15 protein-coding genes and 2 pseudogenes are annotated in these 16,355 nt (G+C 72.7%); 10 read left to right on the top strand and 7 right to left on the bottom strand.

Going from position 1 to position 16,355, the window contains the following annotated elements; genetic code table 11:
* Positions 1-100: 100 nt before the first annotated feature.
* Both GJV82_RS06290 and GJV82_RS06285 read left to right on the top strand, forming a co-directional pair.
* Entirely contained in the window at positions 101-1,126 is a 1,026-nt protein-coding gene (locus tag GJV82_RS06290) for an ABC transporter ATP-binding protein (RefSeq protein WP_115943489.1), read from the top strand.
* Positions 1,123-1,986 carry an ABC transporter permease gene (locus GJV82_RS06285; protein ID WP_155098638.1) on the top strand — a complete coding sequence of 288 codons (864 nt, stop codon included), beginning with the start codon at positions 1,123-1,125 and terminating at the stop codon, positions 1,984-1,986. Before GJV82_RS06290 ends, GJV82_RS06285 begins: the two co-directional genes overlap by 4 nt.
* A gap of 170 nt (positions 1,987-2,156) precedes the next feature.
* Here the strand turns inward: GJV82_RS06285 and GJV82_RS06280 are convergent.
* The 5 genes and pseudogenes from GJV82_RS06280 to nrdD form a co-directional block, all read right to left on the bottom strand.
* Positions 2,157-2,684, bottom strand: a pseudogene (locus GJV82_RS06280) (Abi family protein); the annotation flags it as partial.
* A gap of 117 nt (positions 2,685-2,801) precedes the next feature.
* On the bottom strand, positions 2,802-3,896 hold the full coding sequence (locus GJV82_RS06275; protein ID WP_225873151.1) for an IS110 family RNA-guided transposase: 1,095 nt from the start codon (positions 3,894-3,896) through the stop codon (positions 2,802-2,804).
* A 198-nt stretch (positions 3,897-4,094) separates the two neighbouring features.
* Complete coding sequence (locus tag GJV82_RS06270; protein WP_155098637.1) at positions 4,095-4,511, bottom strand: Abi family protein; 417 nt, start codon at positions 4,509-4,511, stop codon at positions 4,095-4,097.
* Between the two features lie 128 nt (positions 4,512-4,639).
* Positions 4,640-5,212: an anaerobic ribonucleoside-triphosphate reductase activating protein gene (gene nrdG / locus GJV82_RS06265; protein WP_318657356.1), complete on the bottom strand. Its 573-nt coding sequence runs from the start codon at positions 5,210-5,212 to the stop codon at positions 4,640-4,642.
* A 10-nt stretch (positions 5,213-5,222) separates the two neighbouring features.
* On the bottom strand, positions 5,223-7,436 hold the full coding sequence (gene nrdD / locus GJV82_RS06260) for an anaerobic ribonucleoside-triphosphate reductase (RefSeq protein ID WP_155098636.1): 2,214 nt from the start codon (positions 7,434-7,436) through the stop codon (positions 5,223-5,225).
* Between the two features lie 254 nt (positions 7,437-7,690).
* On the opposite strand from nrdD, the gene GJV82_RS06255 reads away from it, so the two are divergent.
* The 5 genes from GJV82_RS06255 to GJV82_RS06235 all read left to right on the top strand — a co-directional run bounded on the left by GJV82_RS06255 (position 7,691) and on the right by GJV82_RS06235 (position 10,341).
* Positions 7,691-8,464 (top strand): YwiC-like family protein, encoded by a 774-nt coding sequence (locus tag GJV82_RS06255; RefSeq protein ID WP_151192052.1) that lies wholly within the window; start codon positions 7,691-7,693, stop codon positions 8,462-8,464.
* Between the two features lie 83 nt (positions 8,465-8,547).
* The gene (locus GJV82_RS06250; RefSeq protein ID WP_115941770.1) at positions 8,548-8,949 is read left to right on the top strand and encodes a four-helix bundle copper-binding protein; all 402 of its coding nucleotides are present in this window, start codon (positions 8,548-8,550) and stop codon (positions 8,947-8,949) included.
* Positions 8,950-9,056: 107 nt separating this feature from the next.
* On the top strand, positions 9,057-9,587 hold the full coding sequence (locus tag GJV82_RS06245; protein WP_051471512.1) for a DinB family protein: 531 nt from the start codon (positions 9,057-9,059) through the stop codon (positions 9,585-9,587).
* Between the two features lie 65 nt (positions 9,588-9,652).
* Complete coding sequence (locus GJV82_RS06240; protein ID WP_155098634.1) at positions 9,653-10,021, top strand: hypothetical protein; 369 nt, start codon at positions 9,653-9,655, stop codon at positions 10,019-10,021.
* Positions 10,018-10,341 carry an HAD hydrolase-like protein gene (locus tag GJV82_RS06235; RefSeq protein ID WP_318657355.1) on the top strand — a complete coding sequence of 108 codons (324 nt, stop codon included), beginning with the start codon at positions 10,018-10,020 and terminating at the stop codon, positions 10,339-10,341. Before GJV82_RS06240 ends, GJV82_RS06235 begins: the two co-directional genes overlap by 4 nt.
* 13 nt (positions 10,342-10,354) lie before the next feature.
* On the opposite strand, the gene GJV82_RS06230 is transcribed toward GJV82_RS06235, so the two are convergent.
* Positions 10,355-11,140 carry an SAM-dependent methyltransferase gene (locus GJV82_RS06230; RefSeq protein WP_155098633.1) on the bottom strand — a complete coding sequence of 262 codons (786 nt, stop codon included), beginning with the start codon at positions 11,138-11,140 and terminating at the stop codon, positions 10,355-10,357.
* A 186-nt stretch (positions 11,141-11,326) separates the two neighbouring features.
* Between GJV82_RS06230 and GJV82_RS06225 the strand changes: the two genes are divergently transcribed.
* Both GJV82_RS06225 and GJV82_RS06220 read left to right on the top strand, forming a co-directional pair.
* Positions 11,327-12,160, top strand: coding sequence for a MerR family transcriptional regulator (locus GJV82_RS06225; protein WP_318657354.1), 834 nt, complete (start codon positions 11,327-11,329; stop codon positions 12,158-12,160).
* A gap of 103 nt (positions 12,161-12,263) precedes the next feature.
* A complete protein-coding gene (locus GJV82_RS06220) occupies positions 12,264-14,345 on the top strand; it encodes an elongation factor G (protein ID WP_318657353.1) in 2,082 nt (693 codons plus the stop codon).
* 193 nt (positions 14,346-14,538) lie between these two features.
* Here the strand turns inward: GJV82_RS06220 and GJV82_RS20690 are convergent, their stop codons facing one another.
* On the bottom strand, positions 14,539-14,874 hold the full coding sequence (locus tag GJV82_RS20690; RefSeq protein WP_318657371.1) for a hypothetical protein: 336 nt from the start codon (positions 14,872-14,874) through the stop codon (positions 14,539-14,541).
* Here GJV82_RS20690 and GJV82_RS06210 point away from each other — a divergent pair.
* Positions 14,782-15,668, top strand: a pseudogene (locus GJV82_RS06210) (IS5 family transposase). The gene GJV82_RS20690 and the pseudogene GJV82_RS06210 overlap by 93 nt on opposite strands.
* Positions 15,669-16,355 lie beyond the last annotated feature (687 nt).

Below are 16,355 nucleotides of genomic sequence, written 5' to 3'. Positions count from 1 at the left end.
CCCCGACTTCCGGCCCGGACGAAGGCTTGCCTATTCCCGTACACCGTATGCTAGCGTGATTCGTCCATTTCGGTACGGCGTACGAAGGGGCGTGCTCCCGGTGATCCGAGCCCGTGGCCTGACCAAGACCTTCCACCGCAAGAAAGAGACCGTCGAGGCCGTCAAGGGCATCGACGTGGACGTGCGCGAGGGCGAGCTCGTCGCGTTCCTCGGCCCCAACGGGGCCGGCAAGTCCACGACCCTGAGGATGCTCACGAGCCTCCTCGAACCGACCGCCGGGACCGCCGAGGTCGCCGGCTACGACGTCGCGCGCGACCCGGCCCGCGTGCGCTCGCGCATCGGATTCATCGGCCAGGGCAACGGCGGCGGGTACTCCTACCGCGTGCTCGACGAGCTGCACAACCAGGGCCGCTTCTACGGCCTGCCGGCGTCGGAGTACGCGCGCCGCGCGGCCGACCTCGTCGCGGCGCTCGACCTCGAGGGCCTCGAGAAGCGCACGGTGCAGTCCCTCTCGGGCGGGCAGCGGCGCCGGCTCGACGTGGCGCTCGGGCTCATGAACCACCCGCCGCTGCTGTTCCTCGACGAGCCGACGACGGGCCTCGACCCCCACGCGCGAGCCAACCTGTGGGAGCACATCGCCGCGATGCGCGAGCGCTACGGCATGACGATCGTCCTCACCACGCACTACCTCGACGAGGCCGACAGCATGGCCGAGCGCGTCGTCGTCATCGACCACGGCGAGATCATCGCCGACGCGACGCCCGACGCCCTCAAGCGCGACCACGCCGACGACGTCATCACGCTCGCGGTCGTCCCCGCGCCGGGCGGTGCGCCCGCCACCGGCGGCGAGGCGCCTGGGGCGCGCCCGGGGGAGGTGGCCGACGTCGTCGGCCGCGTCCGCGCGTCCCTCGCCGAGGGCGTGGGTCAGGTCGAGACCGCGAGCGGCGCCGACGGCGTCGTCTCCGTGCGGATCTCGACGACCCACGGCGCCGACCGGCTCCCCGAGGCGATCGAGGCGCTGCGCGTCGGCGGGCTCGCCGTGCGCTCGGCGGCGCTCCAGCAGGCGAGCCTCGACGACGTGTTCCTCAACCTCACCGGGCGCAGCCTGCGAGAGGAGGCGGCATGAGCACGCGGACCGACCTGACCGGGGACCGGGCCACGCCGGTCACGGAGGGCGCGGACGCGGTCCCGCGGACCGGTGTCGCGAAGTTCGTCGGCGACACCTGGGCCGTCTTCACGCGCGAGATCCTGCTCGTCCTGCGCGACCCGTTCACGCTGATCTTCTCGCTGCTGCAGCCCCTGATCTTCCTCGGGCTGTTCGGGCCGCTGCTCACGGGTGCGGTCGGCGGGTTCGGGGGCGGCGCGCCCGGCGGGGGCGGCTCCACCGCCGACACCCTGCAGTGGTTCGTCCCGGGTGTGATCGTCATGATCTCGCTCTTCGGCACCTCGATGAGCGGGTCCAACCTGCTCTACGAGATGATGACCGGCTCGTACGAGCGCGTGCTCGCCACGCCGCTCGACCGCTCCGCGATCCTCGTGGGCCGCTCGCTCAAGGAGTTCGCGCCGCTCGTCGTGCAGGGCCTGCTCATCGCGCTCGTGTGCGTCCCGTTCGGGTTCACGCTCTACCCGCTGCACCTGCTCGTGGGCCTGCTGCTCCTCGGGCTGTTCGGCGTCGGCGTCGGGGCGCTCTCGATCGCGCTCGCGCTCGCCGCGAAGAACCGCGAGTGGCTGTTCTGGGGCGTGCAGCAGTCGCTCCTGTTCCCGCTGCTCATCCTCTCCGGAATGATGCTGCCGCTCGAGGCCGGACCCGCCTGGATGCGCACCGCCGCGCTGTTCAACCCGCTGACCTACGTCGTCGACGCCGAGCGCGCCCTGCTCGCCGGGTCGTTCACCGACCCCGACGTGCTGTGGGGGTTCGTCGCCGCAGCCGTGACGTGCGCCGTCGGGCTGTGGGTCGGCATCCGCCGGACCCGCCGGACCGTCTGATCACCGGCTTTCTGCCGAGGCGCGCTCGCCCCGGCCTGGGCGGACGGCGTGCCGAGCGGCCCGCAGTTCAGGAACTCCCAGGCGGTGCAGGGAGCGCGAGACCGCCCACCGGGCCGAGCATCGGACCGCACGCGTCGAGGAGTCGGAGCTCTCCCGGTGCGTTCCACGGGCTAGACCGAGGTCGGGTTCGGTGTGCCACTCCACAACGCCTGGTGTGCCCAGCCCTGGGGTGCTCCAACCGCGGCGATGGTCAGGCCGGGTGCGGAAGGGAAGGACTCGAGCAGCTCGACGAGTCCCCGGCGCCAAGCGGCGTCGTCACCGATCGACCGCAGGAGGTAGGCGATCACCGCTAACGCGTTGTACACGCCGAAGGTGCTCTTGGCGGTGTCTTCGGCGCGGAGGTGATCCAGGAGGGGCACCTTCCCGGCTTTCGGGCGGCTCGGCGCGTTCTGCAGCTTGCGGTTGAAGAGGCGTGCGTGGTGCGCGGCGACGTTCCGGACGTAGTTCACGCTCGCAAGCCAGCTTGTCATGAGTCGTTTGGTCGGGACACCGAAGGCGGCGGCGATCTCCAGCGCGTCCTGCTCGTGAAGTCCCTGGTACGGATGAGAGAGGTGGCCGAGCTCGAGGATCTCCGTGAGCGCCCAGATCGGCATCTGGCCGTCGTACTTTTCCTTGAAGTGGGCGACGAATGCTTCGTCCGACCCGTTGCATCGTTCGCCGACGCGGCGAAGCTACTCGGTGTGCTTGCTCGGCTGGGTCCGCCAGCCGGTCGAGTCGTCGATCTGTGCGATGCTCCTATGTCAATCGCCCTCTCCTCACGCCGCCGCGGGCAGGGCGGTGAGGGCGTGATTATCGTCGCGTGGTCCGCACTCTGGGGCTGCTGCGCGTCCTGCATCGAGTCGTGTCTCATCGGAGCGCATGGCGATGAATACCCGGTCGGAGATGCGCCTGCGCAGTAGCCGCAGGGCCTCGGTGCGGGTCTTGCCGGCCGCGATGAGCTTGGCGTAGTAGACGGACCCCTCGGCACCGATCCGGATCTGGGTGACGGCCGCCATATGCAGGGCGGTGTTGATCCGACGGTTGCCGCCGCGCGAGAGTCTGACGCGGACGTTGTTGCCCGACCAGACCGGGATCGGGGCGGTGCCGTTGAAGCGGGCGAAGGAGTCCTTGGACTTGAAGCGTCGGGCTCCGGCGGTCTCGCCGACGATCATCGCCGCGCCGAGCACGCCCATCCCGGGCACCTCGAGCAGGCTGGGGTGGCTCACTGCGACGAGGCGGGCCAGGCGCTTCTCGATGTCGTTGATCCGGCGGGTCAGCGATCGGATGTCGTCGAGCAGGTCGCGGGCGATCTCGGCCACGGCGCCGGGACGCCCGTCGAGGTGGTCGATCAGCTCGTCCAACAGCTGGTAGCGGCGCAGCGCGCGGGAAGGAACGCGCAGGTCAGGGTCGAGCTCGTGCAGCAACCAGCGCACCTTGGACTGCATCGCGGTGCGGCGCGCGACGAGGGTTCGGCGGTGGTCCGAGAGCAGCTTGACCTCCCGCATGGGGCCGGGGAGCTCGGCGGTCGGAAGGTCGTCCTCCCGCAACGCCACCCGCGCCACGGCCTCGGCATCGATGGGATCGGACTTGCCCGGTTCACGGCCCGAGCGACGCATGCCCGCCATCAACCGGGTGTGGACCCGCACGACCCGGTGGCCGGCGTTGAGCAGGTCCGCCTCGAGGCGGCGGGTGAGGTGACGACAGTCCTCGACGGCGACCTGCACGGACTCGAACTGCTCCAGCCAGGACAGAATCTGCCGGTGACCGGCTGCGCGGGCTTCGACGGTCAGGACCGCCAGCCGCTTGCCGACATCGTCGACCGCCACGAGCGTGTGCCAGTTCTTGTGGGCGTCGATCCCGACGACCGTCATCCAGGGCCTCCCGAGCTCCATCGCGTTTACCAGGGCGGCGGCGATGATCGAGGGCGGGCACGCCTCAGTCGGGCAGGATGAGCGAGCAGGCTCCTATCAGGCCACGCCCGCGACCACCGACGCCGGTCCGGCGGAGCGGCACATCGCGGAAAGGCCACACGGGCAGCGAAGAAACGAGCCAGCCCCGCCGGACCACCCTCAGTCTGGTACTGAGGCGGTGAAAGCCGGAAGGAAGTTGTCGGGGTCGAGGTGCGCCAGAGGGGACCGGCGCCCGAGTACGTAGCCGATCCGCATCCGAACGGCGACTTCGATGCGTTCGACGCCGTCCAGGACGTGCAGCCGTAATTGCCGGTCGAAGTCAATGACCCGCGCGATGTGCTTTGCCGAGGCCCCTGGACGATACGTGCTCAGCACCTCGACCCGGGTCTTGCCGTCTGCTCCGTCCGTGTGCTTCTCGGAGTCGCGAAAGGGGTAGAGGTAGCCCGTGAGGCGGTAGTAGCCGATCCCACGGAGGAGCGCGAGGGTGTGCTCACGCGGTTCGACATCGACCCCGCGGTCAGCGAGCTTGGTGGCTTGCTCGTCGACCGAGAGCCACGTCTTCGTGTAGTCGCCCATGACCCCCCAGCCGGCGAAAGAAAATCAGCCCGCTGCCTGACGGCAACGGGCTGATCGTGATGGGACCAGGATAGCCGGGGCTGCTTCTGCCTGTCCAGGTACGCAGGATGACCGCCCGCTCTGCACGCTCAGCGGGCCGTGTGTCGCGGAAGGCGTCGCCAGGGGACGGCGTGGCCCGTCGCGAGCGAGGCCCGCGCGTCGAGGACGCGCTGGTTGGTGCTGCCGCGGAACGTGAGCGTGAGGTCGCGGCGCGCGAGGTCGAACCGGCCGTCCACGAGCACGTCGACCTCGGCGAGGAGCGCGCGCTGGTCCGCCGGGCCCGCGCGCAGCTCCTCCAGCGTGTAGCCCGTCCAGCACCACACGTCCTTGCGGTCGCCGTGCTCCGCGCGCACGCGGCGCACGAGCCGCAGGCACACGCCCGTGTTGAGGAACGGCTCCCCGCCGAGCAGTGACAGGCCCTGCACGGCGGGGTGCGCGAGGTCGGCGAGGACGCGGTCCTCCAGGGCGTCGTCGTACGGCTGCCCGTAGCGGAAGCTCCACGCGGCCTCGTTGAAGCAGCCCTCGCACGCGAACAGGCACCCGCTCACGTACAGCGCGCAGCGCACGCCCTCGCCGTCGACCATGACGAACGGCTTGTAGTCCGCGACGTACCCCTGGCTGACGCGGTCCGAGCGCCAGCCGGGGCCGGGGGTGCGCGCCACGGCCGCCCCCTCACGCGCCGGCGGGGTGTGCCGTCGGGCCGGCGAGGTGCTTGGCCCGCGCCGCGATCTCGGCGTGGCGGCCGTGCACCATCGGGCGCTGCTGCGGGTTGCCGAGGTACCCGCACGTGCGCTTCACGACGTCGCACGTGCGCGGGTCGGCGTTGCCGCACGACGGGCACGCGAAGCCCCGCGCGGTCGGGTCGAAGTCGCCCGCGAACCCGCACGCGTAGCAGCGGTCGATGGGTGTGTTCGTGCCGAGGTAGCCCACGCGGTCGTACGCGTAGTCCCACACGGCCTCCAGCGCCCGCGGGTTCTGCTGGAGCACGGGGTACTCGCAGTAGTGGATGAACCCGCCCGACGTGTACCGCGCGTACTCGGCCTCGAAGTCGAGCTTCTCGAACGGCGTCGGGCTCTTGCGGACGTCGTAGTGGAAGCTGTTCGTGTAGTAGTCCTTGTCGGTGATGTCGGGCACCGCGCCGAACCGCTCCCGGTCGAGGCGGCAGAACCGGTCGGTGAGGCTCTCGCTCGGCGTCGCGTAGACGCTGATCCGGTACCCGAGCCGCGCCGTCCACCCGGCGGCGTGCGCGTGCAGGGACCGCAGGACGTCGAGCGTGAGCTTCTTCGCCTCCGGGTCGTGCTCCCACGCGCCGCCGTAGAACGCGGCGGCGACCTCGTAGAGCCCGATGTACCCGAGCGACACCGTGGCGCGGCCGTCGCGGAACAGCCGGTCGACGTCGTCGTCCGGGGCGAGTCGCTGCCCGAACGCCCCGTGCACGTAGAGGATCGGCGCGTTGCCCGGCGTCGCCTCCTTGCAGCGCTCGATGCGGAAGACGAGCGCGTCGTGCACGGTCTCCAGGCGCTCGTCGAGCAGGCGCCAGAACGCGTCGAGGTCGCCGTCCGCCTCGAGCGCGATGCGCGGGAGGTTGAGCGTCACGACGCCCAGGTTCATGCGGCCCTCGGAGACGTCCCGGCCGTCCTCGTCCTGCCAGCCCTGGAGGAACGACCGGCAGCCCATGGGCACCTTGAAGGAGCCCGTGAGCTCGACGATCTTGTCGTACGACAGCACATCCGGGTACATGCGCTTCGTCGCGCACTCGACGGCGAGCTGCTTGAGGTCGTAGTTCGGGTCGCCGGGGTCGAGGTTCACGCCGCGGCGCAGGGTGAGGACGAGCTTGGGGAAGATCGCGGTGCGGCCCTCGCTGCCGAGCCCGCGGATGCGGATCCGCAGGATCGCGCGCTGGATCTCGCGCTCGAGCCAGCCGGTGCCGAGCCCGAACCCGACCGTCGTGAACGGCGTCTGCCCGTTCGACGTGAACAGGGTGTTGATCTCGTACTCCAGCGACTGCATCGCGTCCTCGATGTCCTTGGACGTCTTGGCGCGCGCGTACTCCTCGTGCACGGACTCGTCGGGGATCCAGCGGCGCGCGTCCGCGAGGTGCTTCTCGAGGTTGCGCGCGGCGTACGGGGCGAGGAGCTCGTCGATGCGGTTGACCGAGCAGCCGCCGTACTGGCTGGACGACACGTTCGCGATGATCTGGCTGATCTGTGCCGTCGCGGTCTGGATCGAGCGCGGCGGCTCCACCTGCGCGTTCCCGATCCGGAACCCGCTCGACAGCATCGACCGGAAGTCGATGAGGCAGCAGTTCGTCATGGGGGCGTACGGGTGGTAGTCGAGGTCGTGGTAGTGCAGGTCGCCCTTCTGGTGCGCGTTCGCGACGTGCGGCGGCAGCATCCGCAGCCCGATCGCCTTGCCTACGGCCCCGGCCGTGAGGTCGCGCTGCGTGTTGAAGACCTCGCTGTCCTTGTTCGCGTTCTCGTTGACGACCGTGGACTCCTTGTCCAGCAGCCGCACGATCGCGTGGTCGAGGTCCGTCGCCCGGCTGCGCGCGACGTCGCGCTGCACGCGGTAGTCGATGTACGCGCGTGCGACGACGTACTCGTGCGACTCGAGCAGCACGTGCTCGACGACGCCCTGGATCTCGTCGATCGTCACGGTCGCGTCGAACCGCGCCGCGATCTCCGCGTCCACGCGTGCGACGACCTCGTCGACGCGGCGCCGGTGCGTCGCGTCGAGGTCGCCGTGGACGGCCGCGAACGCCTTGGTGACGGCGGCGCGGATGCGGGCGTCGTCGAACGGGCGGCGCCGCCCGTCCCGCTTGAGGACCTCCAGCGGCGCGGTCGTCGTGGTGGTCGGTGCTTCCTGGTCGAGCTCGACGGTGCTCATCGGACCCGTTCTCTCTGCCCACCGGACTCGCCGCCGCGCGGGGATGCGCGACGGCCCGCACCCCAACATGTGGGGTCTGGATCACGGCTGCGCCACCATATCTAGTCATCGAGGTGCAGGTGACGCCGAGGTCCGGCGTGGCGCGGCACACGGGACAGGTCGGGACGAACGTCCCGGCCGGACGGGCCGGAGGGCCGTGCCGCGGCGGGACCTCCCGCGGCCGGGCACGCGCGCCGCGGCGATAGCGTCGAGGGGTGTCCCGACGTCCGCCCGGCTGGGTGCCGAACCAGCACGGCGCGTGGCCCATGCTGCTGCTGCCGTTCGTCGTCGGCACGGTGCGCGGTGTGCAGGACGCCGGGTTCCGGCCCGTCACGCTCGCGCTCGGCGCCCTGTGGCTCGCCGGCTACCTCGCGTACTTCGCCGGCGGGCTCTGGCTGAAGTCGCGCCGCCGTTCGCGCTACCGGCGCCCGATGCTCACGTACGCCGCGGTCGCCGCGGCGCTCGGGCTGGTCGTGCTCCTGCTCGACCCGCCGCTCGCGGTGTGGGCGCCCACCTTCCTGCCGTTCCTCGCGCTCGGCCTGTGGGCGTCGGCGCAGCGGACGGAGCGCTCCGTCGCGGCCGGCGGGGCGATGACCGTCGCCGCGTCCCTCATGACGGTCGTCGCATACGCGGCGTGCCGGCCACCGGGCGCCTCCGCGCTCGCCGTCCCCGCCGTCGTCTGGCTCGTCGCCGGGCTGCTGCTCGCCTACCTGTTCGGCACCGTGCTCTACGTCAAGACGATGATCCGCGAGCGCGGCGTGCGCGCGTACGTCGTCGCGTCGGTCGCGTACCACGCGGCGGTCACCGTCGCGGCGGCCGTGCTCGCCGTCGTGCACGACCCGTCGTGGTGGTGGGCGACGGCGTTCCTCGCCGCGGCGACGGCCCGCGCCGCCGTGCTGCCCGGTCGAGCGCTGAGCCCCCGGGCCGTGGGGATCGGGGAGATCGTCGCGACGCTGCTGCTCGCCGCGGTCGCGCTCGTCGTCCGGTAGGTCCCGCGTGCGACCCGCGGGCGCCGCTCGTAGCGTCGAGAGACCCGCGGCGCGCCGGGCGCCGCCCAGCCTTGGAGGCCACCATGAGGGCGGACGCGATGCTGCGCTCCTACCCGGGCGACGTCGACCTCGACCACGACCTGCTGACCCGCGCGCTCGACGCGCTCGCCACGTGCGCGCAGGCGTGCACCGCGTGCGCCGACGCGTGCCTCGCCGAGGACATGGTGGCCGACCTGCGCCGGTGCATCACGACGGACCTGAACTGCGCGGACGTCTGCACGGCGACCCTCAGGGTCCTGTCCCGGCACACCGGGTACGACGCGGCGGTCACGCGCGGCCAGCTCCAGGCGTGCGTCGCGGCGTGCGGCGTGTGCGCGGCCGAGTGCGAGCAGCACGCCGGGATGCACGAGCACTGCCGCGTGTGCGGCGAGGCGTGCCGCACGTGCGAGGAGGCATGCCGGGAGCTGCTCGCGTCGATCGCCTGAGGGCCGGGCCGCGGCGCGCGAGGACGTGCGGGGCCGGCTCGTGGGGAGGCCGATTGCGCCGACGAGGACCCGCCCGTCCGGTCGGCCCGGTCGCTAGGGTGGGCGCCGTGACCGACCACCGCACCGACCCGCCCGTCAGCGCCGACGAGGTGGCCACGCTGCGGGGCTTCCTCGACTTCCACCGCGACACGCTGCGGTGGAAGACGTCGGGCCTCGACGCGGCCGAGCTCGCCCACCGGCTCCCGCCGTCGTCGATGACGCTCGGCGGCCTGCTCAAGCACCTCGCGTTCGTCGAGTCCCAGTGGTTCTCCCAGGTGCTGCTCGGCGAGCCGCTCATGGCCCCGTTCGACACCGCCGACTGGGCCGAGGACCGCGACTGGGACTGGACGTCCGCCGCGGGCGACACGGCCGTGGAGCTGCGCATGCTCTTCGACCGCGCCGTCGCGGCCTCCGACGCGATCCTCGACGCCGCGCTCGCCGACGGCGGGCTCGACCGGCTCAGCGCCCGCGCGAGCAGCCAGACGGGCGAGCGCTGGACCCTGCGGTGGATCCTCGTCCACATGATCGAGGAGTACGCCCGGCACAACGGTCACGCCGACCTGCTCCGCGAGGCCGTCGACGGCACGGTCGGCGAGTAGCCGCCGCGCCCGCGGCCGACGGGGGCAGGTTGCCCTCGGTCCGCCCGCCCGGGACGATGACCGGCGTGACCGCTCCCGAGCCCGCCCCGTCCGCCCCTCCTGCGCGCCGCGCGACCACCGCGGCCGTCGTCCTCGCGGGCCTCGTCGTGCTCGGCGCCGTGCTGCTCGGCGCGGCGGCGTGGGTCGCGAGCCGGCCGGTGACGTCCGGGTGGTTCGCGTACGCGCCCGAGGCCGGGGTGGCGTTCAGACCCTCCGGCGCGTACCCGGTCGGCGCCGCGGCGCTGCTCGCCGGCGCGGGCGCCCTCCTGCTCGGCGGGGTGCTTGGCTTCGTGCTCGGACGTCGCGACCGCCCGACGGTGAGCGCACCCGGGCCGGCCGGCCGCACCGGTCCCGCGCCGTCCGGGCCCGGTGACGACGCCTCGCCGACGCCGTGAGCGCGCGCTACGGTCTCCACGAGCACCTGGACCGCGGCCTCGACGACGTCTTCGGGGCGACGTTCGACGGCTCACGCAGCACGAAGGGCGACGTCGTCGCGCACGCGCTCGCGTCCCTCGACGCGGCTGCGCTCTCGCGCGCCGGGCGGGTCGTCATGGTCGGCGACCGTGAGCACGACGTGCTCGGGGCCGCGGCGCACGGCGTCGCGTGCGTCGGGGTCGCGTGGGGCTACGCGCGCCCGGGCGAGCTCGCCGCCGCGGGCGCGGCCGCCGTCGTCGGGACGCCCGCCGAGCTCACGGCGGCGCTCGTGGGCGAGTAGCTCCCCGAGGCGCTCAGGCGCGCGCGAGCACGAGGACGGGGGCGAGGAGGCCCGCGCGGGTCGCGGCGACGCTGTTGGCGAGGCGCGCGGCGAAGTCGTCGCCGAACACGACGACGAGGCCCTCCTGGCGCGGCCCCCCGGACGCGGCGAGCGCGGGCCGGCGGTCCTCGACGCGCAGCACGTCGAACCCGGCGTGCGCGAGCGCGTCCTGGTAGGCGTCGGGGGTCTCGACGAACGACGCGTCCGGGGTGGTCGCCCACGGCTGGGGGAACGGCAGGTCGCCCTCGCCGACGCGCATCTGGTCGAGCAGCGCGAACGGCGCACCGGGGCGCACGACGCGGTGCACCTCGGCGAACAGCGCCGCCTTGTCCGGGACGTTCATGCCCACGTGGAGCTGCATCGCGCGGTCGTGCGACGCGTCGGCGCAGGGCAGCCGCTCTCCGTCGCCGAGCTCGACGGTCACGAGGTCGGTGAGACCGGTCCGGTCGGTGAGCTCGCGCGCCGTGTCGACGAAGTCCGGGCTGACGTCGACGCCGGTGACGTGGCAGCCGTGCCGCCGCGCGGCGAGGCGCGCCGGACCCCCGAGCCCGCAGCCGACGTCCAGGAGGACGATCCCCGCGGTGAGCCCGAGCAGGTCGAGCAGCGCCGTGGTGGCCGGGGCGCCCCCCGCGTGGAGCTGGTCGTACGGCGTGAGCGCGTCGACGTCCACCGGGCCCGCACCAGCGCCCGCGGCGGCGAGGATCCTCGCCGCGAGGTCTCGTCCGGCGTAGAGCCGCCGGACCTGCTCCGTCGTGGCCATGGCGGCCTCCGTGCTCGTCGCGCGCCCGACCGGGTCTTCCTCCTCGACGGTACGCCCGGCCTCGCAGGGTCGCCCGCTCCGCCACGCCGCACCGAGAGAGACCGGTTGACCTTGACGTAACGTCAACTTCTAGCGTGGTCCACGTCGTCGCACCCGCGACGCGAAGACCGGGAAGGAGACACGCCCGTGCCCACCACGAGCGCGACGCGCGGGCGCTCGGCCGACTGGTCCATCCAGGAGGTCGCGCGCCTCGCGGGGACGACGAGCCGCACGCTGCGGCACTACGACGCGGTCGGGCTGCTGCCGCCCACCCGGGTCGCGGCCAACGGCTACCGCCACTACGACGCCGACGCGCTCGTGAGGCTCCAGCGGATCCTGCTCCTGCGGGACCTCGGGCTCGGGCTCCCCGCGATCCGCGAGGCGCTCGACGGGACGCCGGACGGCCCCGGCGACGGGACGGCGTCGGGCACGGCAGGGCGCGCCGCCCAGGTGCGGGCGCTGCGCGGCCACCTGGAGTGGCTGCGGGCGGAGCGGCAGCGGCTGGCGCGGCAGATCGCGTCGGTCGAACGGACGATCACCACGATGGAAGGAGGTGGCGAGCTCATGGCGGACGACATGTTCGACGGGTTCGACCACACGCAGTACAAGGACGAGGTCGAGGACCGCTGGGGCAAGGACGCGTACGCGCGCGGCGACGCGTGGTGGCGCGAGATGTCCGACGACGACCGCACGGCCTGGCTCGCCCGCACGCGCGAGCTCGGCGAGGACTGGGCGGCCGCGGCCGCCCGGGGGGTCGACCCGGAGTCCGAGGAGGCGCAGGCGCTGGCACGTCGCCACGTCGAGTGGCTCGGCGGCATCCCGGGTACGCCGGGTGCCGGCGCGGCCCCGGTCAAGGAGTACGTCGTCGGGCTCGGCGAGATGTACGTCGCGGACGAGCGGTTCGCGAAGAGCTACGGCGGGGTCGAGGGCGCCACGTTCGTGCGCGACGCCCTGCGCGTCTACGCGGACGCCCACCTGTAGTCGGCGCCCGGGCCGGGACCTCCGGCCCGGGCACGAACCGCGCGACGTCACTAGCCTGGACCGTGGCGGGACACGGCGCCCCGCCGCGTGCCAGGAGGCAGCCATGGCCATGACGTCGTCGTCCACCGGCCCCGCCACGACCCGCAACGTCGCCCTGGTGGGGCACAGCGGGTCGGGCAAGACCACGCTCGCGGAGGCGTTCCTCCATCGCGCGGGCGCGATCCCGCGGGCCGGCTCCGTCGCCGAGGGCACGACCGTGTGCGACCACGAGCCCGAGGAGGTGGCGCGCGGCATCTCCGTGGGCCTCGGCGTCGCGCACCTCGACTGGCGCGCGCCCGACGGCACGACGTACCAGGTGACGCTGCTCGACACCCCCGGGTCCCCGGACTTCGCGGGATGCGTCGACTCGGCGCTCGCCGTCGCCGACCTCGCGGTGGTGGTGGTGAGCGCCGTCGACGGGGTGCAGGCGGGCACGCTCGAGGTCTGGCGACGCTGCGACGAGGCGGGGATCCCCCGCCTCGTCGTCGTCTCCCAGGAGGACCGCGCGCGAGCCAGCTTCCGCACCGTGCTCGACGCGCTGCGCGGCACGCTCGACGCGCCGTTCGTGCCGCTCGAGCTCCCGCTCGGCGAGGAGCAGTCCCTGCACGGCGTGGCCGACGTCCTCACGGAGCGCGCGCGGGAGTACGACGGCGACGGGAAGGGCCACGAGGACGACGTCCCCGCGGACGTGCGCGACGAGGAGCACGCGCTGCACGACGAGGTCGTCGAGGAGATCGTCACGCACGACGACGACCAGCTCGAGGCGTACCTCGCGGGCGACGAGCCCGGCGCGGCCGACCTCGAGCGCACGCTCGCGCACGAGGTCCTCACGAGCGAGGCCGTGCCGGTGCTGCTCGCGTCCGCCGTCACGGGCGTGGGCGTGGACCGCGTGCTCGACCTCGTGTGCGAGCTCGGGCCGTCGCCCGCGGACCGCCCGGCCGTCGTCGTGCTGCCCGACGGCTCGGGGGCCGACGCCGCGACGTCCGAGGTCGTCGCGGACCCGGCGGGGGACGCGCTGCTGCACGTGTTCCGCACCGTCGTCGACCCGTTCGTCGGGCAGGTGTCCGTGTTCAAGGTGCTGTCCGGCACCGTCGCGACGGGCGACCGGCTCGTGAGCACCACGACCGGCGCCGAGGACCGCGTGCACGCGCTGTTCCGCCTGCGCGGGCGCGAGCACGTCGCGGTCGAGCGCGTCGTGGCGGGCGACGTCGCCGCCGTCGCGAAGCTCTCCGCCGCCGCGACCGGGACCCTGCTCGCAGGGCGGCGCACGCCCGTGGCGGCGCCCGACCTGCCCGCGCGGCCACCCGTCTACGCGCTCGCGCTGCGGCCCGTCTCGCAGTCCGACGACGACAAGCTCTCCGCCGCGCTCGCGCGCCTGCGCGTCGAGGACCCGACGCTGCACGTCGACCTCAACGGCTCCCAGGCCGTGCTCGGCGGCCTCGGCGACACGCACCTCGCCGTCGCCGTCGAGCGGCTCGAACGGTCGTTCGGCGTGCGCGTCACGACCGAGCCCGTCCAGGTCGCCTACCGGGAGACGATCACGCGCGCCGTCGAGGTCGAGGGCCGCGTGAAGAAGCAGTCCGGCGGGCACGGGCAGTTCGCCGTCGTGCAGCTCCGCGTCTCCCCGCTCCCGCGCGGCGAAGGGTTCGCGTTCGTCAGCTCCGTCGTCGGAGGCTCGGTGCCGCGCCAGTACCTGCCCGCCGTCGAGCGCGGGGCGCGCGAGGCCATGGAGCACTGCGGGCCCCACGGCTACCCCGTCGTCGACCTGCGCGTCGAGGTCCTCGACGGCAAGGCGCACTCCGTCGACTCGTCCGACATGGCGTTCCGCACCGCAGGCGGCCTCGGCGTGCGCGAGGCCCTCGCCGCGGCAGGGACCGTCGTGCTCGAACCCGTCTCCGCGGTGTCCGTGACCGTCCCTCCCGACGCGCAGGGCGACGTCATGGGCGACCTCTCCGCACGCCGCGGCCACATCACCGCGACCGACTCCCTGCCCGACGGCCGCGTGCGCGTCGACGCGCTCGTCCCCGAGGCCGAGCTCACGCGCTACGTCCTCGACCTGCGCTCCCTCACCGGCGGGCGCGGGTCGTTCACGGCCGTCCCCGACCGCTACGAGGTCCTGCCCGGCGGCGTCGGGGCGAGTCGCTAGGGGTGTTCACCTCGGCGAGTCGCGGTGCGACCATCACCAGTTTGGCGCCGATAAGGTCCGTTACGTCCTTATCGCGGCAAGTGCACTGACGAGAGTTAGCGCGCGGCTGAGCGCCGTCCGGTCGGGCGCAGGCACCGGCTCCCGATCGCCCTCCCCGGGCTCCGCGTGACGTGGGAGGAGCCTCTCCAAGAGGTCAGTCAGTGGTGTCCTGGATCCGCCCGTGTGCTGCGGTGAGTTGTTCGTGGTAGTTAGACGCCATCACGGCAGTCAGGCTGCTTTCCAGCTGGGCTTCGAGGTCCCACAGCACCCGTAGTTCCGCCTGGTCAGCGAACGGTACATGCCCGTCTGCGTTCAGGCGCGCGAGAAGCTCGAAGAGGACTAGGCCCTGGCCTGCGAATGTTCTTGGCATGTGTCCGGTAATGTCCGGGTTGTGGGTGTGGGGCGTGGTGAGCTGACTGACACGGCGTGGGCGCGGATCGAGCCGCTGCTGCCGGTCGCGACCGGGCGTGGTGGGCGCTGGCGTGATCACCGGCAGGTGATCAACGCGATCTTGTGGCGGCTGCGCACCGGGGCGCCGTGGCGCGACGTGCCGGCCAAGTACGGCCCATGGAAGACGGCGCACGAGCGGTTGCGGTTGTGGGCCGCGGACGGTACCTGGGACAAGATCTTGGACCAGGTGCAGGTCAAGGACGACGCGGTCGGGAAGGTCGAGTGGGTGTTCTCGGTCGACTCCACGCACGTGCGGGCTCATCACCATGCGGCGGGAGCCCGCAAAAAGGGGGCTGTCAGACAGGGTGGGTCAACGACCTCGCCCTCGCGGGTGAGGCACTCGGCCGCTCGCGCGGCGGACTGACGACCAAGATCCACCTCGCCACGGACGGGCGCGGACTGCCGATGAGCGTGATCCTCACGCCCGGCCAGGCCGGGGACAACCCGCAACTGGTGCCGTTGCTGGAGCAGGTCGCCGTGAAGCGTGACGGGCCGGGTCGGCCGCGCAAGCGTCCGGACCGGGTGCTCGCCGACAGGGCGTACTCCAGCCCCTCGACCCGACGAGCGATGCGCGCCCGGGGCATCGCGTTCACCAGTCCAGAGAAGGCCGACCACGCCGGCCACCGGCTACGTCGGGGCAGCCGAGGCGGGCGCCCGCCCGCGTTCGACACCGAGATCTACAAGGGCCGCAACGTCGTCGAGCGCTGCTTCAACCGGCTCAAGCAGTTCCGCGCGCTGGCCACCCGCTTCACCAAACGCGCCGCCTACTACCGCTCCGAACTCACCATCGCCGCGATCATCCTCTGGCTCCGCGATTCACCGGACACGCCCTAGGGCAAAATGGCCTGCACTATCGAGATGTGACGGGTCGCTTTCGGAGGTGCGCAGTGAGTGGACGCCGGCGGCACCCTCCGCTGATCGTTGTCGCGTCGGCGCTCGTGCTCCTCAGCTCGTGCGCCCCTGCGTCGCCAGAGGCGGCACCACCCGAGGACAGCGCGGGTGGGGACTCGATCGCCGTAGACCGCTTCCTGACCGAGGACTCGGACCTTGCACCACCTCCGGAGGGCAGGACCAACGCGGTGCTCGAGACATCCAGCGCGCCACCTCTGCTGACCGTAACGATGTGGGGAAGTTCAAGCTGCGTGGACGTCCCCGTCGACATCGTGTGGAAGGACTCGTCGACGCTGTCCGTCTCGATGGGCCCGAGCGGCTCGCGTGAGTGCACTGCCGATCTCACGGCCGTGAGTCAGGTGATTGAGGTGCCGACAGACCACCCTGCTACCGATGTCACCACCGTGGAGGTAGACGCTGAGCCGGTCCGCTTCGTACGTGCCGGCTGATGTGCACCGGGCTTTCTAGCGTTCGTCGCCGGACGCTGAACGCGCTTTGCTCGCGCGGCCACCGCGGCTGCTGCGAACTCGTCTGCGGGCGCCGACCAGCCGAGCACGCGACGTGGACGTTCGTTGAGCCGTGTTTGGATCCGTTGTTGCGCCCCGGGTCTGATGGAGGCTCTCATTCCAC

Source organism: Cellulosimicrobium composti (assembly GCF_009711085.1).
Taxonomy (GTDB): domain Bacteria; phylum Actinomycetota; class Actinomycetes; order Actinomycetales; family Cellulomonadaceae; genus Cellulosimicrobium; species Cellulosimicrobium composti.
The sequence above is the reverse complement of the archived record's forward strand: the minus strand, read 5'-3'. Positions and strand labels throughout refer to the sequence as shown.